This is a genomic window from Gallibacterium faecale, from assembly GCF_027920745.1.
Classification (GTDB): Bacteria; Pseudomonadota; Gammaproteobacteria; order Enterobacterales; family Pasteurellaceae; genus Gallibacterium; species Gallibacterium faecale.
Genome location: NZ_JAQIBB010000067.1, coordinates 1 through 24,020, shown reverse-complemented (window position 1 = coordinate 24,020; position 24,020 = coordinate 1). Strand labels below are relative to the sequence as shown.

The 24,020-nt window shown below is 38.2% G+C and carries 22 protein-coding genes and 2 pseudogenes; 15 read left to right on the top strand and 9 right to left on the bottom strand.

The annotated features are described in order from the left end of the window. Positions 1 to 313, bottom strand: a 313-nt coding sequence (locus tag PF272_RS07520; protein WP_271142271.1) for an HAD family hydrolase, incomplete at its 3' end; no start/stop codon positions are given. Between the two features lie 354 nt (positions 314 to 667). Here PF272_RS07520 and ilvG point away from each other — a divergent pair. The 6 genes and pseudogenes from ilvG to PF272_RS07490 all read left to right on the top strand — a co-directional run bounded on the left by ilvG (position 668) and on the right by PF272_RS07490 (position 7,095). Continuing rightward, positions 668 to 2,323 carry an acetolactate synthase 2 catalytic subunit gene (gene ilvG, locus PF272_RS07515; RefSeq protein WP_271142270.1) on the top strand — a complete coding sequence of 552 codons (1,656 nt, stop codon included), beginning with the start codon at positions 668 to 670 and terminating at the stop codon, positions 2,321 to 2,323. 1 nt (position 2,324) lies between these two features. Next, a complete protein-coding gene (gene ilvM / locus PF272_RS07510; RefSeq protein ID WP_271142269.1) occupies positions 2,325 to 2,552 on the top strand; it encodes an acetolactate synthase 2 small subunit in 228 nt (75 codons plus the stop codon). A gap of 18 nt (positions 2,553 to 2,570) precedes the next feature. After that, positions 2,571 to 2,964, top strand: a pseudogene (locus tag PF272_RS07505) (virulence RhuM family protein); the annotation flags it as partial. Positions 2,965 to 3,122: 158 nt separating this feature from the next. Then, complete coding sequence (gene ilvD / locus PF272_RS07500; protein ID WP_271142267.1) at positions 3,123 to 4,958, top strand: dihydroxy-acid dehydratase; 1,836 nt, start codon at positions 3,123 to 3,125, stop codon at positions 4,956 to 4,958. A gap of 21 nt (positions 4,959 to 4,979) precedes the next feature. Then, positions 4,980 to 6,524: a threonine ammonia-lyase, biosynthetic gene (gene ilvA, locus PF272_RS07495; RefSeq protein WP_271142272.1), complete on the top strand. Its 1,545-nt coding sequence runs from the start codon at positions 4,980 to 4,982 to the stop codon at positions 6,522 to 6,524. 121 nt (positions 6,525 to 6,645) lie between these two features. Then, positions 6,646 to 7,095: a GNAT family N-acetyltransferase gene (locus tag PF272_RS07490; protein WP_271142266.1), complete on the top strand. Its 450-nt coding sequence runs from the start codon at positions 6,646 to 6,648 to the stop codon at positions 7,093 to 7,095. Positions 7,096 to 7,190: 95 nt separating this feature from the next. On the opposite strand, the gene trpS is transcribed toward PF272_RS07490, so the two are convergent. From trpS to srmB, 7 genes are all read right to left on the bottom strand, one after another. Continuing rightward, positions 7,191 to 8,192 (bottom strand): tryptophan--tRNA ligase, encoded by a 1,002-nt coding sequence (gene trpS, locus PF272_RS07485; protein WP_271142265.1) that lies wholly within the window; start codon positions 8,190 to 8,192, stop codon positions 7,191 to 7,193. 18 nt (positions 8,193 to 8,210) lie between these two features. After that, complete coding sequence (locus PF272_RS07480) at positions 8,211 to 8,870, bottom strand: phosphoglycolate phosphatase (protein WP_065235243.1); 660 nt, start codon at positions 8,868 to 8,870, stop codon at positions 8,211 to 8,213. Between the two features lie 9 nt (positions 8,871 to 8,879). Further along, the gene (gene rpe / locus PF272_RS07475) at positions 8,880 to 9,557 is read right to left on the bottom strand and encodes a ribulose-phosphate 3-epimerase (RefSeq protein ID WP_271142264.1); all 678 of its coding nucleotides are present in this window, start codon (positions 9,555 to 9,557) and stop codon (positions 8,880 to 8,882) included. A gap of 215 nt (positions 9,558 to 9,772) precedes the next feature. Then, positions 9,773 to 10,915 carry an N-acetylneuraminate epimerase gene (locus tag PF272_RS07470; protein WP_065235241.1) on the bottom strand — a complete coding sequence of 381 codons (1,143 nt, stop codon included), beginning with the start codon at positions 10,913 to 10,915 and terminating at the stop codon, positions 9,773 to 9,775. A gap of 191 nt (positions 10,916 to 11,106) precedes the next feature. Next, a complete protein-coding gene (glmU, locus tag PF272_RS07465; RefSeq protein WP_271142263.1) occupies positions 11,107 to 12,492 on the bottom strand; it encodes a bifunctional UDP-N-acetylglucosamine diphosphorylase/glucosamine-1-phosphate N-acetyltransferase GlmU in 1,386 nt (461 codons plus the stop codon). Positions 12,493 to 12,507: 15 nt separating this feature from the next. Continuing rightward, the gene (locus PF272_RS07460) at positions 12,508 to 12,837 is read right to left on the bottom strand and encodes a DMT family transporter (RefSeq protein ID WP_065237631.1); all 330 of its coding nucleotides are present in this window, start codon (positions 12,835 to 12,837) and stop codon (positions 12,508 to 12,510) included. Beyond that, entirely contained in the window at positions 12,834 to 14,183 is a 1,350-nt protein-coding gene (gene srmB / locus PF272_RS07455) for an ATP-dependent RNA helicase SrmB (protein ID WP_271142262.1), read from the bottom strand. Before srmB ends, PF272_RS07460 begins: the two co-directional genes overlap by 4 nt. A gap of 92 nt (positions 14,184 to 14,275) precedes the next feature. Between srmB and PF272_RS07450 the strand changes: the two genes are divergently transcribed. From PF272_RS07450 to PF272_RS07430, 5 genes are all read left to right on the top strand, one after another. Beyond that, positions 14,276 to 15,007 carry a tRNA1(Val) (adenine(37)-N6)-methyltransferase gene (locus tag PF272_RS07450; RefSeq protein WP_271142261.1) on the top strand — a complete coding sequence of 244 codons (732 nt, stop codon included), beginning with the start codon at positions 14,276 to 14,278 and terminating at the stop codon, positions 15,005 to 15,007. 156 nt (positions 15,008 to 15,163) lie between these two features. Next, the gene (locus tag PF272_RS07445; RefSeq protein ID WP_271142260.1) at positions 15,164 to 16,003 is read left to right on the top strand and encodes an efflux RND transporter periplasmic adaptor subunit; all 840 of its coding nucleotides are present in this window, start codon (positions 15,164 to 15,166) and stop codon (positions 16,001 to 16,003) included. Continuing rightward, positions 16,003 to 17,724, top strand: coding sequence for an ATP-binding cassette domain-containing protein (locus PF272_RS07440; protein ID WP_271142259.1), 1,722 nt, complete (start codon positions 16,003 to 16,005; stop codon positions 17,722 to 17,724). The genes PF272_RS07445 and PF272_RS07440 overlap by 1 nt, the downstream gene beginning before the upstream one ends. 1 nt (position 17,725) lies before the next feature. Next, positions 17,726 to 18,823 carry an ABC transporter permease gene (locus PF272_RS07435; protein WP_271142258.1) on the top strand — a complete coding sequence of 366 codons (1,098 nt, stop codon included), beginning with the start codon at positions 17,726 to 17,728 and terminating at the stop codon, positions 18,821 to 18,823. Beyond that, positions 18,820 to 19,944 (top strand): ABC transporter permease, encoded by a 1,125-nt coding sequence (locus tag PF272_RS07430; RefSeq protein WP_271142257.1) that lies wholly within the window; start codon positions 18,820 to 18,822, stop codon positions 19,942 to 19,944. The genes PF272_RS07435 and PF272_RS07430 overlap by 4 nt, the downstream gene beginning before the upstream one ends. A gap of 313 nt (positions 19,945 to 20,257) precedes the next feature. Here the strand turns inward: PF272_RS07430 and PF272_RS07425 are convergent, their stop codons facing one another. After that, positions 20,258 to 20,950: a helix-turn-helix domain-containing protein gene (locus PF272_RS07425; RefSeq protein WP_271142256.1), complete on the bottom strand. Its 693-nt coding sequence runs from the start codon at positions 20,948 to 20,950 to the stop codon at positions 20,258 to 20,260. Between the two features lie 210 nt (positions 20,951 to 21,160). On the opposite strand from PF272_RS07425, the gene PF272_RS07420 reads away from it, so the two are divergent. The 4 genes and pseudogenes from PF272_RS07420 to PF272_RS07405 form a co-directional block, all read left to right on the top strand. Then, complete coding sequence (locus tag PF272_RS07420; RefSeq protein ID WP_271142255.1) at positions 21,161 to 21,382, top strand: helix-turn-helix domain-containing protein; 222 nt, start codon at positions 21,161 to 21,163, stop codon at positions 21,380 to 21,382. 3 nt (positions 21,383 to 21,385) lie between these two features. Then, positions 21,386 to 23,332, top strand: coding sequence for a Mu transposase C-terminal domain-containing protein (locus tag PF272_RS07415; RefSeq protein ID WP_271142254.1), 1,947 nt, complete (start codon positions 21,386 to 21,388; stop codon positions 23,330 to 23,332). Positions 23,333 to 23,334: 2 nt separating this feature from the next. Next, positions 23,335 to 23,673 carry a hypothetical protein gene (locus PF272_RS07410; RefSeq protein WP_271142253.1) on the top strand — a complete coding sequence of 113 codons (339 nt, stop codon included), beginning with the start codon at positions 23,335 to 23,337 and terminating at the stop codon, positions 23,671 to 23,673. Positions 23,674 to 23,711: 38 nt separating this feature from the next. Then, positions 23,712 to 24,020: pseudogene (locus PF272_RS07405) on the top strand (AAA family ATPase); the annotation flags it as partial.

Genomic DNA, 24,020 nt, shown 5'->3' with positions numbered 1-24,020 from the left:
TCTGGTCGAAAGGAGTGTTCATAATGTCTAACGCCAAATCCACAGGTAAATCATTTTTATAAAGAAGTTTGCCTGACAAATCGTGAATTCTGGCGCCGTTAGAAGTAATAATTTGAATATTTTCAATTCCGATTTTTTTCACAATAGAGAAAACATCTTCGTGTTTTCGTCCAGTAGCTAACACAATATCAACGTGTTTTTGTTCTAATTTTCTTAATGTATCAATCGTGAAGTCACCAACAATATGTTGGGCATTGAGTAGTGTGCCATCAAGATCTGAGGCAACAAGTTGAAAAGGAAGTAAACTGCGCATAATGTTCCTAAATTGTTCCCTAAAAAGTATATATCTTAGCAAAAATCGTGATAAACAGCGTATCTTTTTACGGCAAAGAAAAATTAAAAATTTTTCATAAAAAAATGTTTGATTAATTCAAAAAATGTGATATCAATAAAGACGCTCAAAAGCACACAACATACATACTTAGACCCACATTGGATATTGAAACTATGAATTCTATTCGTTTTATTGGCATTATTATTAACCTCGTGGTGATTAGCACTACGAGGTGAGTGGTACAAGCTGATAAAACTTCAATAAAAGATTTTAGGTCAGATGAACCCTCGCCACTACTAGGCGGGGGTTTTTTATAGCTTAAAGGAAATAAAAATGAATGGTGCAAGATTTATCACAGAATGTTTAAAAGCACACGGAGTAACAACTATTTTCGGCTATCCTGGCGGTGCGATTATGCCAGTGTATGATGCAATTTATGATTCGGGATTAGATCATTTACTTTGTCGTAACGAACAAGGTGCAGCAATGGCTGCAATTGGCTATGCTCGCGCAAGTGGCAAAGTTGGTGTATGTATTGCGACTTCAGGACCAGGAGCAACAAATTTAGTAACAGGATTAGGCGATGCAATGATGGATTCAATACCTGTTGTTGCGATCACTGGACAAGTTGCCTCGCCATTTATTGGTACAGATGCTTTCCAAGAGGCAGATGTGTTGGGATTATCGTTAGCCTGTACTAAACATAGTTTTATTGTGCAAAGTATCGATGAACTCCCAGAAGTAATGGCAAAAGCATTTGAAATTGCACAAAGTGGCAGACCAGGCCCAGTATTAGTTGATGTTCCTAAAGATGTACAGTTTGCCCAAATTGATCGCCAACCTCTCGTTAATCCTCTCCCTAAACCACAAACCGTTAATAGCGAATTATTGCAACAAGCTAAAACCTTATTACAACAAGCGAAACGCCCAGTTCTTTATGTTGGTGGTGGTGTAGGGATGGCTAATGCAGTGGAAGAACTCCGCCAATTTGTACAAATAACACAGATTCCAAGCTTTTCGACGATTAAAGGATTAGGTTCCTTACCGGTAGATAATCCATATTATATGGGTATGATCGGTATGCATGGCACAAAAGCAGCCAACTATGCAGCACAAGAAAGTGATTTATTGTTAGTGTTTGGTGCACGTTTTGACGACCGAGTAACGGGAAAATTAGACAGTTTTGCTACATCAGCAAAAGTAATCCATGTCGATATTGATGTTGCAGAAATTAATAAATTACGCCGTGCAGATGTTGCGATTATGGGTGATATGAAACAAGTGTTACAAGCATTGGCAATGCCATTAGCGATTAATGATTGGCGTAATGATGTGAAACGTTTAAAACAAAGTTATGATTTCCGTTATGCGGAAAATAGTGGTGATACCAATATCAATCCGTGGTGGTTATTACATACCTTATCGAATAAACGTACTAAAAATAGTGTGATTTCTACGGATGTTGGGCAACACCAAATGTGGTCAGCACAACATATGCAGCATTTTGATCCGAAAAATTACATCACTTCTGCTGGTTTTGGTTCAATGGGATTTGGTTTACCTGCTGCAATTGGTGCACAGAAAGCCAGACCAGAAGATCCTGTTATCCTGATTACTGGAGATGGTTCAGTTATGATGAATATCCAAGAGTTAGGATCAATTAAACGTGGGCAGCTACCGGTTAAAATTTTACTGTTAGATAATCAACGTTTAGGAATGGTGCGTCAATGGCAAACCTTATTCTTCCGTGGTCGCCATAGTGAAACAATTTTAGATGACAACCCAGATTTTCTTATGTTAGCAAAAGCCTTCAATATTCCAGGAGAGCGTATTGAAAAAGGTAGTGAGGTAAATGGAGCGTTAGATCGTTTACTAAATGCCAAAGGACCTTACTTATTACATGTTTGTATTCATGAAGATGAAAATGTATGGCCATTGGTTCCACCTGGTGCAAGGAATGATGAGATGTTAGAGGATATTGGGGTGTAACATGAAGAGTTATCAAATTAGTGTGCAAGTGGAATGGCGTCCAGAAACATTAGAAAGAATTTTACGGGTTGTAAGACATCGTGGTTTTGTTGCAACAACGCTAACAAGTCAATTAGAAAACCAACAATTAAGCTTAACGATGTCGCTTTGTAGTGAAAGAGAGCTATCTTTATTAACTAACCAATTAGTGAAGTTATATGGTGTAACGAATGTTACAGTATTAGAGTAATGCTGCATTTTGTTGGATATGATCGGAATACAGATTTATACCAGTCAAGATGGACAAGTTTCTTTAAATGTTTCTTTTGAACAAGAAACAGTATGGTTATCTCAATCCCAAATGGCGGAATTGTTCGAGAAAAACGTCCGAACAATTAATGATCATATTGAAAATATTTTTAAAGAAAGAGAGTTAGACTTTGGTGATTCAACTGTCCGGAAATTTCGGATAGTTCGAAAAGAAGGAAATCGACAAGTTAGTAGAAATATTGAACATTACAATCTTGATGTAATTATTTCTGTTGGATATCGAGTGAAATCCCAACGAGGTGTACAATTTTCGCCAATGGGCAACAAAAACGTTAAAGCAGCATTTAATAGATGGTTATACTGTTAATGAAAAAAGGTTACAAGAGAGAGGTTATTTACAAAACCTGTATCGTAGTTAATTAATGATAATACACTTGTTGCATTAGCATTATTAGTGGCAGAAAGTCTGCCAGAGCAAAAAGAGTTAATGATTCGCTTAGTCGAACATTTTATCGTGTTAAAAGAAAACAAATTATAGATTGGAGAGATTATGCCTAAATTACGTTCAGCGACCAGTACACAAGGCCGTAATATGGCTGGCGCAAGAGCCTTATGGCGTGCCACAGGAGTAAAAGACACTGACTTCGGTAAACCAATTATTGCTGTTGTCAATTCATTTACACAGTTTGTTCCCGGACATGTGCACCTAAAAGATTTAGGACAATTAGTTGCAAAGCAAATTGAAGCATCAGGTGGAATAGCGAAAGAGTTTAATACGATTGCAGTAGATGATGGTATTGCAATGGGACATGGTGGAATGTTGTATTCTTTACCATCACGTGAATTAATTGCGGACTCAGTTGAGTATATGGTAAATGCCCATTGTGCTGATGCAATGGTTTGTATTTCTAACTGCGATAAGATCACACCGGGAATGTTAATGGCGGCATTACGCCTTAATATTCCGACTATCTTTGTTTCTGGCGGCCCAATGGAAGCAGGGAAAACTAAATTATCAGACCAACTTATTCGTTTGGATTTAGTTGATGCAATGATTCAAGGTGCAAATCCAGAAGTGTCCGATCAGGATAGTGAAATTATTGAACGATCAGCTTGCCCAACTTGCGGTTCTTGTTCAGGAATGTTTACTGCAAATTCAATGAACTGTTTAACAGAAGCATTAGGATTAAGCTTACCAGGTAATGGTTCTTGTTTAGCAACACATGCAGATCGTAAGCAACTTTTCTTACAAGCTGGTTCACAAATTATGGAGCTTTGCCGTCGTTATTATGAGCAAGATGATAGCTCAGTATTACCTCGTTCAATTGCGACTAAAGATGCATTTAATAATGCAATGAGTCTAGATATTGCGATGGGGGGATCAACAAATACAGTATTGCACTTATTAGCGGCTGCACAAGAAGCTGAAGTGGATTTTACTATGGCAGATATTGATCGACTTTCTCGTGTCGTACCATGCTTATGTAAAGTAGCACCAAATACCAACAAATATCATATGGAAGATGTACACCGTGCTGGTGGGGTAATGGGTATTTTAGGGGAATTGGATCGCGCGCATTTATTAAATAATCAAACACATACCGTATTAGGTTTAACATTAGAACAACAGTTAAATCAATATGATGTGAAACGAGATGTGAGTGATGCCGTTAAAACATTCTACCGTGCAGGTCCAGCTGGAATTCGTACTACAGAAGCGTTCTCGCAAGCTTGTCGTTGGGATACATTAGATGATGATCGTGAACAAGGTTGTATTCGTGATAAAGCTCATGCCTATAGTCAAGATGGTGGTTTAGCAATGCTTAGCGGTAATTTGGCAGAGAATGGCTGTATTGTGAAAACTGCGGGAGTAGATGAAAGTATCTTAGTATTTAAAGGCCCAGCTAAAGTTTATGAAAGCCAAGAAGCCGCGGTAGAAGCTATTTTAGGCGGTAAAGTCGTAGCGGGAGATGTGGTAGTTATTCGCTATGAAGGACCAAAAGGTGGCCCAGGTATGCAAGAAATGCTTTATCCAACAAGTTATTTGAAATCAATGGGCTTAGGTAAAGCTTGTGCATTATTGACAGATGGACGTTTCTCAGGTGGTACTTCTGGATTGTCTATTGGTCACGTTTCTCCAGAGGCTGCAAATGGCGGTACGATTGGACTTGTAGAAGATGGCGATCTCATTGCGATCGATATTCCACAACGTAAGATCGAACTTTTAGTCGATGATGTTGAATTAAGTAAACGTCGTGCTGAAAGAGAACAACAAGGGTGGAAACCAAAAGATCGTCAACGTCATGTTTCCTTTGCGTTAAAAGCTTATGCGTCTTTAGCAACCAGTGCGGATAAAGGTGCGGTACGTGACCGTAGCAAACTATAAGTGGTAATAAATAATATGGATATGCAAGCATTACTCACCACAGCACAACCAAGCGGTTCTCAATATTTAAAAGCGATTGTTAAACTTGGTTCAAAAGTTTATGAAGCCGCACAGGTGACTCCATTACAAAAGATGGAGAAATTATCTAATCGTCTCGATAATCAAATTTTTATCAAACGAGAAGATCGCCAGCCTGTACACAGTTTTAAATTGCGTGGTGCTTATGCCATGTTATCAACATTAACTCCGGAACAGCGAGCGGCAGGTGTAATTGCCGCTTCTGCTGGTAACCATGCACAAGGCGTAGCCTTATCAGCAAAATTATTAGGTTTAAAAGCATTAATTGTGATGCCGCAAAATACGCCAAGTATTAAGGTTGACTCAGTGCGTGGTTTTGGGGGAGAAGTGTTGTTATATGGAGCAAACTTTGATGAAGCCAAAGCAAAAGCAATAGAACTTTCGCAAAGTAAAAAAATGACCTTTATTCCACCATTTGATCACCCATTAGTGATTGCAGGGCAAGGGACATTAGCAATGGAAATGTTACAGCAAAATTCGGATATTGATCGGATTTTTGTGCCTGTTGGCGGTGGTGGGATGGCTGCTGGTGTTGCTGTACTGATTAAACAAATGATGCCAGAAATTAAAGTGATTGGCGTAGAATCAAAAGATTCGGCTTGTTTATATGCGGCATTGCAAGCGAAACATCCCATTGATTTAGATCGAGTCGGTTTATTTGCTGATGGTGTGGCGGTAAAACGTATTGGTGATGAAACTTTCCGTTTATGCCAACAATATTTGGATGATGTAGTACTAGTGGATAGCGATGAAGTCTGTGCAGCAATGAAGGATCTGTTTGAAGATGTGCGTGCTATTGCTGAGCCATCAGGTGCATTATCGCTAGCTGGTTTGAAAAAATATGCTCGTCAGCATCAATTAAAAAATGAAAATTTAGCAGCAATTTTATCTGGTGCTAATTTAAACTTTCATACTCTTCGTTATGTGTCTGAACGTTGCGAAATCGGGGAAAACCGTGAAGCATTATTAGCTGTGACAATCCCAGAGCAGAAAGGGAGTTTCTTAACATTCTGTCATTTATTAGGTAATCGTGCCGTTACAGAATTTAATTACCGTTATACGGATGAAGAAAAAGCCTGTATTTTTGTTGGGGTACGAACCATTAATGAAGCTGAGAAAGCGGAAATTATTAATGATTTAAGTCAAGCTGGTTTCTATGTTGAAGATATGACCGATGATGATGTAGCGAAAACCCATATTCGTTATATGATTGGTGGGCGTCCGAATAGCCAGAAAATAGAGCGTTTATACAGTTTTGAGTTTCCTGAGCAAAAGGGCGCATTATTGAAATTTCTGGAAACATTAGGCACATATTGGAATATCTCATTATTCCATTATCGTGCACATGGTGCAGATTATGGCAATATTCTAGCAGGATTCCAATTTGACAATGATGACTTTGCTGATTTTAAACAGCATCTCAGTCAACTTGGTTATGTGTGTCAAGATGTAACAGATAGTAAAGCGTATCGGTATTTCTTGAGTTAGCTACTTATTAAAACTACCCTAACCTATCTCTGCATCCTGAGAGATTGAAATACAGAGGTGCAGATTATTAGTTAGGGTATTAAGGTGTAGTAGACAAAATTATTGCCATTTAATAATGAATATGAAAATAGAAAAGCTACAATTCTTATCAAATGAAATTTTAGATGAGTTATTAAAAATATGGGAAAAATCTGTCCGTAGCTCTCACCATTTTTTGAATGAAGAAGATATTGAATATTTTAAGCCTTTGATACGAAACCAATATTTTCCAGCAGTGAAGTTATATATTATACGAAATAAGGTTGGACAAATAACTTCTTTCATGGGAGTAAGTGATGATATGTTGGAAATGTTGTTTGTATTGCCTGAAGATCAAGGTCGAGGCTATGGTAAAGCTTTGGTAAATTATGCGATTAATCAATGTAATATTCTTAAAGTAGATGTTAATGAGGATAATCGACAGGCTTGTCAATTTTATTTTCGTATGGGATATGAAATTATCGGGAGAGATGAGTTTGATCCTACAGGAAAGCCTTTTCCTATTTTGCATTTACAGCAGTTTAAATTTTAATACACAAAAATAAGTTGGTAAGAATTATAAGAAATAATCATTACCAACTTTTTTGTTTTTTCTAAAATACCCTACTAATTAGGGTATTGTTAGAGTTATTTAACAAAACCCACTGCTTGATAAACTTGATCTAATGTTTCTTTAGCTTTTGCTCGTGCTTTTTCAGCACCTTCGTGTAGAATTTTGTTTAGTAATCCCTCGTTATTACGATAATGATAATAACGTTCTTGTAATTGAGTAAGCATTGAGCTGACTTCCTCAGCAACAGCATTCTTCAGATGTCCATACATTTTGCCTTCAAATTCAGCTTCAAGCTCAGGAATTGATTTATCAGTAATTGCAGACAAGATACTGAGTAAGTTAGATACACCCGGTTTGTTTTCAATATCAAATTTTACGCGAGGCGGTTCTTCAGAATCTGTAACTGCACGTTTAATCTTCTTCGCTACGGCTTTTGGATCTTCTAATAAACCGATAACATTATTACGATTGTCATCAGATTTAGACATTTTCTTGGTTGGATCAAGTAAAGACATTACACGTGCCCCAGCTTTTGGAATAAAGACTTCTGGGATCGTAAAAATATTGCCATAAAGTGCATTAAAACGCTGTGCAATATCACGAGTAATTTCAAGATGTTGTTTTTGGTCATCACCAACTGGCACTTGTTTTGCTTGATACAATAAGATATCTGCGGCCATTAAGACCGGGTAAGTAAATAAACCAACGCTAACATTCCCTTCATAACGTGCTGATTTATCTTTAAATTGGGTCATTCTGCCCATTTCACCAAAATAAGTATAGCAATTTAATACCCAAGCTAATTGTGCATGCTCTGGAACATGGGATTGAACGAAAATTGTACTTTTATTTGGATCAATGCCACAGGCGAGATAAAGAGCAAGGACATCAAGTGTTGCCTTACGTAAGGCTTCGGGATCTTGGCGAACTGTAATTGCGTGTAAATCTACAACACAGAAAAGGCACTCATAGTCATCTTGCATTTTTACCCATTGGCGTAATGCTCCAAGGTAATTACCGATAGTTAATTCGCCAGAAGGCTGAACGCCACTAAATACAATAGGTTTTTTACTCATTTTATTTCCTTAATTCGATTACACAATGGTTAAAATTTCTGCAAAATCACTAAATACCCAATCAGGTTTAGAATCAGCAATAGGGATATTATAGTTATAACCGTAAGTTAAACCAACCACAGAACATCCAGCAGCACGAGCGGCTAAAATATCATTTTTAGAATCCCCTACAAAGAGTAATTCACTCGGTAAAATACCGAATTTGCCACATAAATAAAACAATGGGCCCGGATGTGGTTTAATCGCTGGTAAAGATTGGCCACCTAAGGTTTCAGCAAAAAGCTGATCAATACCAAATGCTTTTAAAACGGGTAACACGTGCTGTGTTGGTTTATTAGTTACCACAGCTAAAGTGAATCCTTGTTGTTTTAATGCGAGTAAAGTTTGTTTTACATTGGGATAGAGCAAACTGCGGTTACAAATATTTTCACCATAATGAAAATTAAAACGAGCTTTCATTTGTTGTAGGCGATCTGTGTCAGGTTCTACACCAGCCCAATCAAGAGCACGTTTTAATAAAATATCAGCTCCATTACCAATCCAAGTAAGAACTAATGCTTCTTCTGGTCTAGGTAAATTGAATTCTTGTAATGTATTGCCTACGGCAAGAGTGAGATCTGGTAAGCTATTAACGAGAGTACCGTCTAAATCAAACCCAATAGCTTTAAATTGACTCATTATACTTCCTTATGATTTGTTAATTGTGGCAAGTTGTTGACGCATCGCATCAATCACTTGTTTATAATCAGGCTGACCAAAAATAGCGGAACCAGCAACAAACATATCCGCTCCAGCACGAGCGATGTCTGCAATATTATTAACCTTGACACCACCATCCACTTCAAGGCGAATATCTCGACCACTAGAAATAATACGTTGGCGAGCCTGCTGTAATTTATGCAATGCAGATGGTAAGAAGGATTGTCCGCCAAATCCTGGGTTAACAGACATAATCAAAATAATATCAACTTTATCTATTACATAATCGAGATAGCTTAATGGTGTAGCTGGATTAAAAACAAGCCCAGCTTGGCAGCCGTGATCTCGAATTAATTGTAAAGATCGATCAATATGTTCACTGGCTTCAGGATGAAAAGTGATCGAGGTTGCTCCAGCTTTAGCAAAATCAGGAATAATGCGGTCAACTGGTTTTACCATTAAATGCACATCAATCGGTGCAGTAATTCCATCATTACGTAATGCTTCACAAATGGCCGGGCCAAAGGTGAGATTCGGTACATAGTGGTTATCCATCACATCAAAATGAATAACATCAGCACCTGCTGCAAGAACATTTTTAACATCATCACCTAAGTGAGCAAGATTAGCGGAAAGGATTGATGGAGCAATTAAAAAAGGTTTCATGGTAGCCTCAATATAATAGTGAACAAGAGTTAATAGTGTACTACTTAATAGGATCAAATTTAAGGTTTTACTTGCAAAGAGTGACTAAGGGCAATGACAAATTTCTCATTAATCCGGATAAAAACAAAAGGAGAGTAACTTTAATCATAAAATAAAAAAAGGCATGGGGGAGAGCACCCATGCCTGCAAAAATAACTCAAGAGGAGAAGTTGAAATTATTCAACGGTTAATTTCTTACCATCGAAGCTAATTGTTCTGACAGCTGTTAATGGTTTACCACCGTCAGTTTCTCCACCAATTAATAAAACTTTATTGTCATAAGAAACAGCGACACCGTAGCCTGAACCGTAAGGTAATGTACCAATTTGTTTCCATTTACCTTTGTCTAGGCTAAATACTTCTGCTGGATAAGCTTTCTTAAGTCCTTTATGAGCAAAGAGTTGGCCTTCTTTAAATTGTTTAGTTGCACCAGGGAAGTTAGCCCCACCAGTCACTAATAAATGACCATTACTGTATCCTGCATAAGCACCAGCTAAACCTTCTTGTACTGAACCTTTTTCTGGTGCAGGTAAGTTAGGGAGTTTTTTCCAATCAACAGTACCGTATTTATTAAATTTACCTTGGCTTGCTTCTGCAGTTCTTAATCCCGGCTTAATTTCACCATTAATGACGGTAATAACGTCACCTTTAACAGTTACGGCAGCACCAGCACGGCCAGAGAATGGTAATTGGCCTTCGTTACGCCATTTGTTAGTAGATGGTTGATAACTAAAGAATGTGGTGTTAAAGAAGTAATCTTGCGGGCGTTGATTAAAATAAGCACCCATTACAGCTTCTTGTTTTGCTTTATCAGTACCTGCTGCGGTGTAATCTTGGAAATAACCATTAAAGATAGAAAGGTTAGAACCACCAACTACAAATACTTTATCACCATAATTTACCCCAGTTGCACCGACAAGACCGAGTGGCGAACGGGTAGGTAATTTAGTCCAAGTGTTATCTTGAGGGTTATAACTATATGCATCGTTTACGAGTTGTAATTCGCCTTTTTCATTCTTTTGTAAACCACCGAAGACATAAAGTTTGCCATCAACAGCGCTTACAACAGGTTGTGAACGGTCGCCACCAGGGAATGCTGCAATTTCTTTCCAACCCTCTTGTGCAGATTTTAAATTAAGTGCATAAAATTTATTTGCACCAGAACCTAAACCTACATATACGGTATCACCAATTAATGCACCACCGCCACTTTTAATGCCAACAGGAAGATCTGGATATTGACCTGCTTGTGCAGCAAAAGCAGCTACAGAAAGACCCGCAACAATCATCGAATGGAGAAAAGTTTTTTGTAATTTCATAGTATCACCCTTAGAGTTTGTGAATAGACCATTCTTTGATACTGCATTTGAATGGATTAAAAGATGAACTAATGATAAATCCACTCCATTATTGTTGTAAATATGGAGGATACTTTTAATTTCAGAAATATGGCAGGGATCACAAAAATAAACAAAATGCAGCGAAATTTCGCTGCATTTTTGGTTAAGAGTTAGTCTTTTTTCTTCGTTGGACGCTTCCAACCTTGAATATGTTTTTGCGGTACACGGGTAATCACTAATTCGCCTTCAGCAATATCACGAGTAATGGTTGAACCAGCACCAATTGTTGCTCCATCCGCGACAGTTACAGGTGCCACAAGCTGCACATCAGAACCAACAAAGACATTGTCACCAATGGTAGTTTGGAATTTATTCGCGCCATCATAATTACAAGTGATGACACCAGCACCAATATTGCAATCTTTACCAATTACCGCATCGCCCACATAAGTTAAGTGGTTTACTTTGGAGTTTACGCCGATAGTAGCTTTCTTAATTTCAACGAAATTTCCAACGTGTGTATTTTCTAATAATTTCGCACCTGGACGTAAACGAGAGAATGGGCCAACTTGAGAGCCTTTCCCAATAATGGCATCTTCAAATACAGAATAAGGTTTAATCTCAACATCATCATCGACTTCCACATTTTTTAAGATACAACCTGCACCGATCTTCACGCGATTGCCAAGTTTCACATCCCCTTCAATAATGACATTGATGTCGATTTCTACATCTTTACCATGAGTTAACGTACCACGTAGATCAAAACGATGTGGATCCGCTAAGGTAACACCAGCAAGAAGCAATTTTTCTGCTTGAGTTTGTTGATAATAGCGTTCTAATCGAGCAAGTTGTAAACGGTTATTTACCCCTTCGACTTCCATTGGATCCTGTGGATGTACAGCAATAACTTGGCGGTCATCTTGATATGCCATCGCAATAATATCAGTGATGTAATACTCTTTTTGCGCATTATTATTGGTAAGTTGTGATAACCATTTCTTTAAATTTTTACCATCACACGCTAATAATCCAGTATTAATTTCTTGAATTTTTAGTTGTTCTGGAGAAGCATCTTTTTGTTCAACAATACCAATAATGTTGCCATCTGGTTGGTTGTTTTCACGCAAAATACGTCCATAACCAGTTGGGTCATCCAATTTTACGGTTAATAGCGCAATGCCGTTTTCTGGTTTTGCTGATAATAGCTGTTGGATAGTTGCAGCAGAAATTAATGGTCCATCACCATATAACATCACAATGGTTTCATCATCTGCAAAAAATGGGGCGGCTTGCTGCATTGCATGACCTGTTCCTAGCTGTTCAGCTTGTAATACCCAATTAACAGGTTCATTTTGCAAACGTTGTTGCAATAAATCTGCACCATGTCCATATACAAGGTGAATTTGATTTGCACCAAGCTGCGCCACAGTATCAATAACGTGTTTTACCATAGGTTTCCCTGCAATTTGATGCAATACCTTTGGTAATTCCGAATACATACGAGTTCCTTTACCCGCAGCTAAAATAACGACACTAAATGGAGATGTTTTCATAAAATCCTCAATCGATTAATGTCCCGCAGTTTGCGAGAACAGATTAATAATTAAAACGCCGACTAAAATAAAGGCAATGCCGATCATTGCCGCTAGATCTAAATATTGCTTAAACAAAAATCGTCCAATAAGGGCAATAAAGAGAATACCAACGCCAGACCAAACTGCATAAGTGATGCCAATAGGAATGGATTGCACAATTTTTGATAATAAAAAGAAACTTGCTGCATAACAGCTTAACGTAATTACCGTATAGAGCGGTTGAGTAAACCCATCACTATAACGTAGGCTAGTTGTGCCAATGACTTCCAAAACGATTGCTAAAAATAGCAGTAACCACATCATTGTTTATTACTCTCTTGATTTTCTTGAGCAAGGCGAACGGCAGTTGGAACACGACGCTTACCAATATTCTTGGTATCACGGTGACGTAATTTCACCTTTTTCTTTGCGGTTTCTTTTTTAGCTTCTGCTTTTTTCTGTTTAATCCGTGCTTTTTGTTTCTTGCTTACTTTTTTTAGATCACCCTCTTTTGGTGTTTTGGTACGAGGTGCAAGATCAGCAATTACACGAGGCTTAAGCAGTTCACCAGTGTAACGGCGAATTTTACCAAGTAGGGGGTAATCATGTGCTTCAACAAAAGAGATAGCAGTACCTTTTTTTCCTGCGCGGGCAGTCCGTCCGATGCGATGGAGATAAATATCGGCGTTATAAGGTAAATCGAAATTTAATACGTGAGAGATATCATCAATATCAATACCACGAGCAGCCACATTGGTTGCCACTAAAACAGTTACCACACCATCACGTAATTTCTCAATCGCATTATTACGTTGGGTTTGTGCCATTTCTCCTTCTAAATAGGCACTTCTAATACCACGTTTCCGTAAAATTTCTGAAAGCTCGCGCACTTCTTCACGTTTACGAACAAAGATAATGCCTTTGCTCACTTGTTCATCAACAATAGTACGCGCTAATAATTTGATTTTATGTTCACGATTATCTGCATGGTAATACCATTGTTGAATTTTTTTGCGTTCACGGCGACTTGGTTCTGCATTGATTGCCACTGGCTCATTCAATAAACGTTCGGCAAAATCGGTTAGTAATTCCCCTTCAAGCGTTGCAGAAAAGAGCATCGTTTGTTTACGCCAACGTGTTTCTGCCGCAATTTGTTCTGCATCTTGGCCAAAACCCATTTCCAACATACGGTCGGCTTCATCAAAAATTAAAATTTCAATAGCTCGACAATCAAAGTTTTCTTCTTTGATGTATTGGAGTAAACGCCCTGGTGTCGCGATTACAATATCTTGGTTTTTATTAAAAATCTCGCCATGATTTTGATAAGCAACACCACCGGTAATAGTAGCAATACTTGATGAAGTGAAACACGCTAATTGTTCAGCTTGTTCCGCAACTTGGATGGCAAGTTCACGTGTTGGAGTAAGAATTAAGACTCGTGGTGCGCCAGGTTTGCGCCGTGGAAAATCGAGCAAATACTGGATTGCAGGTAATAAAAACGCTACTGTTTTACCTGTTCCTGTTGGTGAAGAGCCTAATATATCGTGTGCATCCATCGCAGCAGGAATCGCTTCACATTGAATAGCCGTTGGACGAGAAAGGCCTTTTTTATCTAATGCTTTTAATAATTCAGGAGCAAGTTCAAATTCAGCAAAGGTCGCAATAGTCATAAAAAATCTCTAAAGTATAAAATCAGCCTCGAATTATAGCGAAATTTTATTAAAATATCCTTATTCGATCCTTGTAGTACATAATATTCTCAATGACCAATCGAGCAGGTTTCCAATTTAAGCAATTCACCATTTATCATGATCGCTGTGCGATGAAAGTCGGAACAGATGGCGTTTTATTGGGCGCTTGGGCAGATGTTATTGAAGCGAAAACAGTATTAGATTTAGGTTGTGGTACGGGATTAATTGCATTGATGTTAGCACAAAGAACTGCCCCACAGTGTCGTATTGTTGGAGTGGAAATTGAAGAAAATGCCTATCAGCAGGCACAAGAAAATGTGATGATGTCGCCCTGGGCAGATAAGGTATCAATTATTCAGGATAATGTTGTGCATTTTTGTCAACATACCTTACAACAATTCGATTTAATTGTGGCTAATCCGCCTTATTTTGCCACAGCCAATAAATGCCGAGATGATCATCGGGAAATGGCGCGTTATCTGGGGAATTCTTCTCATTTAGAATGGTTAATCGCGGCGAGTCATTGTGTGACAGAACAAGGAAAAATCCAATTTGTACTGCCATTTGCAGCAGGAGTTCAGTTATTAGAACAGGTAACAGCACAAAATGTACCACTACATTGTGAACGGCTATGTGAGGTGATCACCAAACAGGGCAAAACAGCACAACGAATCTTATTAAGTTTTGTAAAAGGTCAGCGTTCAGCATTACCTATTTCCTCTCAATTAACAATTTATACAGAACAACATCAATATCACGAAGATGTGATCCCGTTATTTCAGCCATTTTACTTAAAATTGTAGGCGGATAATGCCTGCTTTTGGTGGTTGTAATAGTTACAAATGAAATTTTTTAGCTGTGTATCACATTCTTTACATTCGATAGGTGAAGATCACTCTTGATCGGAGTATGATGAGATTAAGCTTTTTTAGCGCAGGTAAATCAACAGGAGCTATGCGATGAAAAAGAGTTTAATCTTATTACTTCTGATTATTCTAGGATTAAGTGGTTTTTATCTATTCCAACAACATCAACAACAAACTGCCAATTTAACCGAATTAAGACTATACGGAAATGTTGATATTCGGGAGGTTAATCTTGGTTTTAAGGTAGCTGGGCGAGTTGAAAAATTGTTAGTTGATGAAGGTGATCAGGTGAAGGCTGGCGATTTATTAGCTACATTAGATCAAACTTCATTTCAAGATGAGTTGGCTTTAGCCAAAGCCAAACTAGACGCAGCGGAAGCGGTGTTGGTAAAAGCAGAAAAACTTTATCAACGTAGTCAGGGCTTAGCCGAGAAAAAAGCTATTTCAGAAGCCAGTTATGATGAAGTCGTTTCTGGCAGAGATCAGGCAATAGCACAAGTCAATATCGCGAAATCTTTAGTTTCACTTGCAGAAACGCGCCTTGCAGATACGCAGTTATTCGCGCCTAGTGATGGTATTGTGTTAACCCGAGTGAGGGAAAAAGGCAGTATCGTGAGTGCAGGATTGCCAATCTATTCAATTGCATTGACAAAACCTGTGTGGATTCGGGCTTATGTAGATGAACCAAATTTAGCACAGTTATACCCAGGGCAAATCGTTACAGTATTAACAGATAGCGGTAAAACCTATCAGGGTAAGATCGGCTTTATTTCACCGCAAGCAGAATTCACTCCAAAAAATGTGGAAAGTGAACAGTTACGAACCGAGTTGGTATATCGTTTTAAGGTATTGATTGATCAAACAGATCAAGGCTTACGCCAAGGTATGCCGGTGACGTTAGTGATTCAGAAAAAAGTGTCTGAGGAAAAATAATGACTCAGCCAATCGTGGTGATTGATGCAGTAAGCAAACGCTTTAAAGGGATGGATGCTTTAGCGTTAGATCAGATTTCTGCCAAAATTTATCCCGGTCAAATGACAGGTCTTGTGGGGCCAGATGGTGCAGGGAAAACCACCTTAATCCGGCATTTGATTGGTTTAATGCAACCAGATAGTGGGTCTATTCAAGTTGATCAATTTAATGTGGTGACTGAAGCAGAACAGATTCATGAAATTAGTGGTTATATGCCACAAAAATTTGGCTTATATGAAGATCTAACGGTAATTGAAAATCTCTCTTTATATGCAGATTTACGTGGTATCACTGGCAATATCCGCCAGCAGAAATTTGAAAAATTGTTAGCTTTCACTGATTTATCTCCTTTCCAACACCGTTTAGCCGGTAAACTTTCAGGCGGAATGAAGCAAAAATTAGGCTTAGCTTGTGCGTTAGTCGGTGATCCTAAATTGTTATTATTAGATGAACCGAGTGTTGGTGTCGATCCGATTTCAAGACGTGAATTATGGAAATTAGTACAAGCTTTAGTCAAACAAGGAATGGCGGTACTTTGGTCAACGGCGTATTTAGATGAAGCAGAGAAATGCGATAGTGTCATTTTGTTAAATGAAGGGAAAAAATTATACGATGGCGATCCGCAAGGCTTATTAGCTCGAGTTGCGAATCGTGTTTATCAAGTGACAGAAATTCCCGCAGCAGAAAGGCGTTCTGCTTTAATTCACCTATTACAACAGCCACAAGTGTTAGATGGCATTATTCAAGGTAGTAATATTCGTTTAGTGTTACGTGATGGAGCGGATAAACCAACGTTAACACAGGGTGAATGGTTACCGGTTAATCCTTGTTTTGAAGATGCATTTATTGATCGCTTAGGTGGTGGTCCCGGCGGTTATTCGGCATTGGCTGAACAGATAGCACCAAAACCAGATGATGGCTTGCCCGTGATTGATGCAAAAGGACTTACTAAGCGATTTGGTGAGTTTGTTGCAGTTAAAGATAATACTTTTTCAATTAAACGAGGGGAAATTTTTGGCTTATTAGGACCAAACGGAGCAGGAAAATCCACCACTTTTAAAATGATGTGTGGATTATTGCAACCAACGTCAGGAGAGTGCTTTGTGACAGGTCTTGATTTACGACATTCTACCTCTTTGGCACGGAGCAAAATTGGCTATATGGCACAGCGTTTCTCCCTATATAGCAATTTAGATGTATTACAAAACCTACGTTTTTTTGCTGGGTTATATGGTGTCACCGGAAAAGCACAACGTGAAAGAATCGCAATGATGATCGATATTTTCGATTTTCAGCCTTATTTAAAGATGAATGCAGGCGATTTACCGCTTGGCTTCAAACAACGCCTTTCATTGGCGTGTGCTGTGATTCATCAGCCAGATATTCTATTTTTAGATGAACCAACGTCAGGTGTTGATCCAATTACACGACGAGAGTTTTGGTTACATATTAATGCGATGGTGGGAAAAGGTGTAACGGTTATGGTAACAACGCATTTTATGGATGAAGCGGAGTATTGTGATCGCATTGGATTAATCTATCGTGGAGAGAATATTGCTACCGGAACACCAGATGAATTGAAGCAGCAAGCGATGCAATTAGCTCAGTTAGCTTCCCCAACGTTAGAGGATGCGTTTATTGCTTTAGTACAAGCACACGATCAAATAAAAGAGGGCAAATAGTATGAGTAGGTTAGTTGCCTTAGTCCGCAAAGAAATGTTACAAATTATTCGCGATCCCTCCTCCATTTTGATTGCCTTTGTGCTGCCTTTTATTTTGTTATTTATTTTTGGTTATGGGATTAATCTTGATAGTAACAAAATGAAGATAGGTCTGGTTTCTTACTCTTCGACACCATTAGCAAACAGTTTAACTGATGCGTTTCGACACTCTAAGTTTTTAGATGTACAAACCGCAGCGGATCGGAAAGCATTTTATCCTGATTTAACAACAGGAAAAATTAAAGGGATTGTTGTGATTCCAGCTGAATTTAGCTTAGATTTATTACGCCAACAAACCGCAAAAATTCAGGTATTAACTGATGGCTCACAACCTAATACAGCGATATTTGTTAACGGTTATACGAGTGGTGTAGTGCAAACTTGGTTATCACAACAGACAGCCGATCAACAAGGAATTCAACTCAAAGAACGTTATCTATTTAACCCAGAGTTAAAAAGCCGCCATTTTTTATTACCTGGTTCAATGGCTATTACAATGACGCTTATCGGCACTTTACTGACCGCATTAGTGATTGCGAGAGAATGGGAACGTGGCACGATGGAAGCGATGATGGCAACGCCGGTAACGATTACCCAAATTTTGCTGGGTAAGTTAATTCCTTATTATATTTTAGGGATTGGTTCGATGTTGATCTGCTTTTTAGTGACAACGCTCTATTATGATGTGCCATTTCACGGGTCTTTCTTAGCACTGTTATTATCGACGTCAATCTTTTTGATCTGTGCCTTAGGCCAAGGTTTATTAATTTCTTCATTAGCGAAAGATCAATTCGTAGCATCACAAATTGCGATTATGTTTGCTTTCTTGCCAGCTTTTATGTTGTCAGGGTTTGTATTTGAAATTAGTTCAATGCCATTGCCAGTACAGTGGTTAACCTATCTATTTAGTGTTCGTTATTACGTAACCAGTTTGCAAACCCTCTTTTTGGCTGGAAATGTTTGGGGATTATTAGCACAAGGTATGGCGATAATGTTGATTATCGGCATCTTAACTTTCCTAGTGACAAAACGGAAAACACAAAAAAGGATTGATATATGATAATCAATGGACGCATTTGGGCATTAATTATCAAAGAGTTATTGGCGTTATTTAGAGATCCTCGCAGTCGCTTGGTATTAATTGGCCCGCCTGTTATTCAACTATTTTTATTCTCCTATTCAGCGACCTTAGAAGTGAAAAATATTTCAGTGGCGATCTATAACCAAGATGCCGGGATGTATAGTACGGAAATCATACAGCGAATTACAGCATCTCCCACTTTTACCCAGCTGATATTAGTACAAAATGAACAGGCACTACGCCAACAAATTGCTGAAAAGCGAGCGTTAGTGGCGTTGCAGTTTCCGATCAATTTTAGCCAGAAGTTATTAGCGGGAGAAGCCAGCGATATTCAAGTGTTGTTAGACGGTAGAAATTCTAATTCAGCCCAGATTATCCATAGCTATTTGGCCCAGATTATCTTGCAGTATAACCAAGAGTTAGCATTGCAACAGGGCAAAGAAGCGGTACCGTTAGTGATCTTAAATCGTAATTGGTTTAACGAAAATTTGGATCATTTATGGTACACCGTTCCAGCATTAGTAGGAATTTTAGCTGGATTAGTCGCATTAATGGTTACCGCATTATCTGTCGCTCGGGAACGGGAATTAGGTACATTCGATCAAATTTTGGTATCACCATTAACACCAAGTGAAATTTTATTAGGCAAAACGATTCCTGCGGTGTTAGTTGGCTTAGCGGAAGGGGTGATTATTTTTATTATTGTGGTCACTATTTTCCAAGTCCCTTTTGTTGGCTCGTTCTGGTTATTATTAGGGGCTATTTTTGTGTTTATTTTAGCGATGGTTGGTGTGGGATTATTTATCTCTGCTATCTCAAAAACGCAACAGCAAGCTATTCTAGGCACTTTCCTTTTCTTAGTTCCCGCCATCTCATTATCTGGTTATGCCTCACCAGTGGAAAATATGCCAGATTGGTTGCAATGGGTGGTGGAAATTAACCCATTTAAACATTTCTTGATTATTGTAAATGGATTATTCCTCAAAGATATGTCAGCCATGCAAGTCTGGCTTAATCTATTCCCAATGCTGATTATCGCTACTGTCGCTTTAGCTGTGGCAAGTTGGCTATTTAGTCGGAGATTGTGGGGTACTGATTGATTTTGCATAAAAATAAAAACAAAAAAAAGAATATGAATTGGTCGGAAAAATTTAAAAGAAACAATGGCTTGCTGTGGAAATCTTTGATGTTTTATGCAAAATATAAAGGAAATGAATTTGATCAGAAATGAGCGGAAATTGCGTTATTTTTTGCATAAAGCGATCTGATTTTAATCTCACTTTAATAAGGTTTTAAAAATTTAAAAGATCCTTTTATATGAAATTAAAAAGGAATATTCATAACCCTAATGTTAAATATTCCTTTTTAAAAATATTTATATAAAACAAACACTTAAAAATAAAAAGGTAAAAGCTACATATCTTTATAAATTCTCACAACTTTTCCTATTGTTCTAAGGCTATTAGCATCATCCCAAGAAATTTTTATTGGAACATACTCTGTATTATCGCTAATTAATTCTATTCCTGTGAATCCAATTTGAATTTTTTTTACCCACATACTCCCCATGTGGTTAATAACAAAGATTTGTCCTTCTGTTAATTTTGTTTTTGAACGATCTACTAGTATGTCATCTCCGTCTTTAATTGTTGGGTACATGCTGTCACCAACAACTTTAAACATTGCACAATCTTTTGCCTTTAATCCTCGTTTTTGTAACCACGCTTTTTCAACCAACGTATATTTAACATCTTGATGTTCTTCGTTAAACCTACCAAAGCCTGCAGATACTTCAACACTTCTAAGATCAACTATGTTACTAAATGATTCGTTATCATGATCAATGCTTTCTTCAATCGTGTCATTGTTCTTAGCAATTAAAGACTCTTTGATACCATTAATTCGAGAGAGTTGAATAAGACGATCACTAGCTTCCTTGGGTAAACTAGTAATATGATATTCATTACCGCCACCTTTTATACCTGATGCATTTCTAGTCAGCCACCCATCTTGTTTAGCCTTTCTTGTTATGTTTGTTGCCAATGAAGGTAATCCCGGTAACCCTTCTAATTCTTTTGCAGTAAACCATTCTTTTAGTGATTTCATAAAAACACCTTATCAAATCAAATTTGAATTAAATGAATTAAATGATTAAGTAATTTAAAATCAATGACTTACTAACATTTATAAAGAATTTTTAAATTTTTTATCAAATCACATATTGATTTAATAAATCATAAATAGTATATTTCAAATCATAAATGATTAAGTACGCCATTGCGTAGTTGTTGAATTAACTTTTAAGGATTACACAAAATGCTAAAAAATGAAAGTGGTAAAGATATGCACCCAGCTGATATTAAAGCTGAATTAGAAAAAAGAGGTCTTACTTTAGCAATATTGGGTGTAAGAAATGGACTTGCAAAAACAACATTAAGAAATGCTTTTGATAAAAGTTATCCGCGTGGTGAATTGATTATCGCTAAAGCTATAGATAAAGACCCTAAAGATATTTGGCCATCACGTTATAAGGATTAATTTATGAAAGCATGGTTTACAGCAAAAGATTTAGCGGGCATAGGTGGATTATCTAAACATCCAAGTAATGTGACTAGATTAGCTAAACGAGAAAAATGGGAATATCGCCAGAAAGAAGGGGTTAAAGGTGGTGGATTTGAATATGCAATGTCTTCTTTACCAGAGAAAGTTCAGTCAGCTTTAAAGAAAAAGGTTATCGCAAGTTTATTGCCAAAAACACAACCTACAAAAAACAATGATTTAGAACATTTAACACAGAATCAACGAGCTATCGCTGATGCAAGAATGACTATTGTTGCCTATGTACAGCAACTAGAACAATTACAACCACGTTATAAAGCAATTAAGTATTTTTGTAATCAAGCAAAGAATAATGGTTTGCCTGAACACGTACAAAGTCTAATTAAGGTAGCTAATGCTCGTAATAAGAACGGAAAAAGTGAGAGAACCTTATCAGAAAGAACCCTTAATCAATGGGTACTTGATTACGAAAAATGTAAAACCCCAGCCGAAAGATTACAACGTCTTGCTCCTCTACAAAGACGAGAAAAAGAGCTCAATGAGTTGGTTTGGTTGCCACACTTTTTAGCGGTGTATCGCAACACGAACGGCGTCAATATTGCCGAAGCCTATACTCAATATATCTCACAAGCAGCGGAACATTATGCAGATCAGCCTTATATGCTTGAAATTTTGCCATCGCTCTCTGCTGTAAGACGTGGATTGAAAAAACTTAATCCGTATATGCGAGCGATTGGACGTAAAACGGGTGCGGAATTACGTGCATTAAATACCTATGTAAAACGCGACTGGTCAGTATTAAGAGCAAATGATGTCTGGGTTGGTGATGGTCACTCTATGAAAATGAAAGTCGCTCACCCTGACCACGGTCGCCCGTTTATCCCAGAATTAACCTTAGTGATGGATACCGCAAGTCGCTTTATTGTCGGTTGGTCGGTATCACTCGCGGAAAACTGTTTAGCTGTGGCTGACGCAATCCGCTACGGTGTCGAAAAACACGGTATCCCGGCAATTTACTACTCAGATAACGGTGGTGGTGAGAAAAACTGGATGTTAGATGCGGATATTACAGGGATTTTGCCGAGATTAGGCATTAATCACCAAACCGGGATACCAGGCAATCCACAAGCACGTGGGATTATTGAACGTGTAAACCAAACCTTAGCGTTACGCATTGCTCGCCAATTTGCCACTTATCACGGCACAGGAGCAGACCGCGAAACAGTACGTAAAACCTCAACCGCTGTCATTAGTTTAGACAAAGCATTGAGAGATGGACGAACCGAATTAACCGATAAACAACAGTGGGCAAAAGGCAAACTGCCAACCTGGCAACAGTTTATCGATGCCGTCCAAATTGGGGTGGATTGGTACAACAACGAACATATTCACCGCGAAATCGGTATGACGCCCGCTCGTAAACGTCAACAGTTATTAAATGATGACGACATTATTAGAGTTACGCCGATTGAAGCTCGCGATATGTTTAGACCGCAGGTATTACGTGTGGCTCAACGTGGTTGGGTATCACTCTTTAACAACGATTACTTTAGTCAAAGATTGTTGGATGTGGATGGTGAAAAAGTGGTTGTTGCGTTTGATATCCACGACGCCAACAGTGTGATTATCCGCAAACAAGACGGCACTTATCTTTGTGAAGCTATCTGGAACGGTAATAAACGTGCCGCATTTGCAGAAACCTTTGTCGATAAAGCGCGCAAAGAACGTCATCAACGCCGAATGAAACTTAAACAAGAACAAGTCGATGAAATCAGAGCGGAAGCCAATCCAGTTATTACGATTGAACATCAACCAAGTACCGATTTACTACACGGTTTAAACCAAGTCATGAAACAGAAAAATGAAGAACGGGTGGCGATATTACCATCCGAACTTGAATATCAACGAAGAAAAGCAATGGGAGAGTAACAATGAATAGTCACCTAAAACAACGTCCATGGCATGAAGCGCTAGTGGAAATTGAAACTAAAGTTAGTGATTTTGAAGCGCGTCACTATCAAGAATTGAAGTTACATTATGTAGAAAATGCTCTGAAAAGTGAGTCAGTTCTGCACGTGCCTTATCACCAATATCAAGCTGTTTTAGAAGATCTACTTGAGCTCGTATGTCGTGCTGTAGTTGTTCAAGGGAAATCAAGTCAAGCTCCAATAGCTGAGCTGTTAACGCTTGCAGAATTGATGAATGTACAGCGAGGCGAGCAATTAAAAGTGAAGTTTGGTCATCGGGAATTTGTGTTTGAGTTGGCATAAATCCTCCATCAATGTTTTTCAAAAAAAGGATAAAAAAAATGAGAGAAAAGCTAGTGCATTATATGGAACAAACAGGGTCAACACAAACACAAGTCGCTAAAGCGTTGGGTAAAAGTGTGGCGGTAATTAATCAATACCTAAAAGGTACATATGCAGGACGTACTGATGAGGTAGATGAGGCGGTCAAACGCTTACTCGAACGTCATAAAGATAAATTTGTTGAGCGTCAGTTTAATGCAACCTTTGTGATGACGTTTGCAGCTCGCCGTTGCCAAGACGTCGTCCATTTTGCCCATGTTGAAGGCGATATTAACGTTATTACAGGTGCAGCAGGTTTGGGTAAAACA

Coding starts and splice junctions, on each gene's coding strand:
- PF272_RS07480 (WP_065235243.1), bottom strand. CDS start 8,870: ATGAGTCAATTTAAAGCTATTGGGTTTGATTTAGACGGTACTCTCGTT.
- PF272_RS07425 (WP_271142256.1), bottom strand. CDS start 20,950: ATGAAATCACTAAAAGAATGGTTTACTGCAAAAGAATTAGAAGGGTTA.
- PF272_RS07445 (WP_271142260.1), top strand. CDS start 15,164: ATGAAAAAGAGTTTAATCTTATTACTTCTGATTATTCTAGGATTAAGT.
- PF272_RS07490 (WP_271142266.1), top strand. CDS start 6,646: ATGAAAATAGAAAAGCTACAATTCTTATCAAATGAAATTTTAGATGAG.
- srmB (WP_271142262.1), bottom strand. CDS start 14,183: ATGACTATTGCGACCTTTGCTGAATTTGAACTTGCTCCTGAATTATTA.
- PF272_RS07435 (WP_271142258.1), top strand. CDS start 17,726: ATGAGTAGGTTAGTTGCCTTAGTCCGCAAAGAAATGTTACAAATTATT.
- ilvG (WP_271142270.1), top strand. CDS start 668: ATGAATGGTGCAAGATTTATCACAGAATGTTTAAAAGCACACGGAGTA.
- PF272_RS07415 (WP_271142254.1), top strand. CDS start 21,386: ATGAAAGCATGGTTTACAGCAAAAGATTTAGCGGGCATAGGTGGATTA.
- rpe (WP_271142264.1), bottom strand. CDS start 9,557: ATGAAACCTTTTTTAATTGCTCCATCAATCCTTTCCGCTAATCTTGCT.
- ilvD (WP_271142267.1), top strand. CDS start 3,123: ATGCCTAAATTACGTTCAGCGACCAGTACACAAGGCCGTAATATGGCT.
- trpS (WP_271142265.1), bottom strand. CDS start 8,192: ATGAGTAAAAAACCTATTGTATTTAGTGGCGTTCAGCCTTCTGGCGAA.
- PF272_RS07430 (WP_271142257.1), top strand. CDS start 18,820: ATGATAATCAATGGACGCATTTGGGCATTAATTATCAAAGAGTTATTG.
- PF272_RS07440 (WP_271142259.1), top strand. CDS start 16,003: ATGACTCAGCCAATCGTGGTGATTGATGCAGTAAGCAAACGCTTTAAA.
- PF272_RS07470 (WP_065235241.1), bottom strand. CDS start 10,915: ATGAAATTACAAAAAACTTTTCTCCATTCGATGATTGTTGCGGGTCTT.
- ilvM (WP_271142269.1), top strand. CDS start 2,325: ATGAAGAGTTATCAAATTAGTGTGCAAGTGGAATGGCGTCCAGAAACA.
- PF272_RS07450 (WP_271142261.1), top strand. CDS start 14,276: ATGACCAATCGAGCAGGTTTCCAATTTAAGCAATTCACCATTTATCAT.
- glmU (WP_271142263.1), bottom strand. CDS start 12,492: ATGAAAACATCTCCATTTAGTGTCGTTATTTTAGCTGCGGGTAAAGGA.
- ilvA (WP_271142272.1), top strand. CDS start 4,980: ATGCAAGCATTACTCACCACAGCACAACCAAGCGGTTCTCAATATTTA.
- PF272_RS07460 (WP_065237631.1), bottom strand. CDS start 12,837: ATGATGTGGTTACTGCTATTTTTAGCAATCGTTTTGGAAGTCATTGGC.
- PF272_RS07410 (WP_271142253.1), top strand. CDS start 23,335: ATGAATAGTCACCTAAAACAACGTCCATGGCATGAAGCGCTAGTGGAA.
- PF272_RS07420 (WP_271142255.1), top strand. CDS start 21,161: ATGCTAAAAAATGAAAGTGGTAAAGATATGCACCCAGCTGATATTAAA.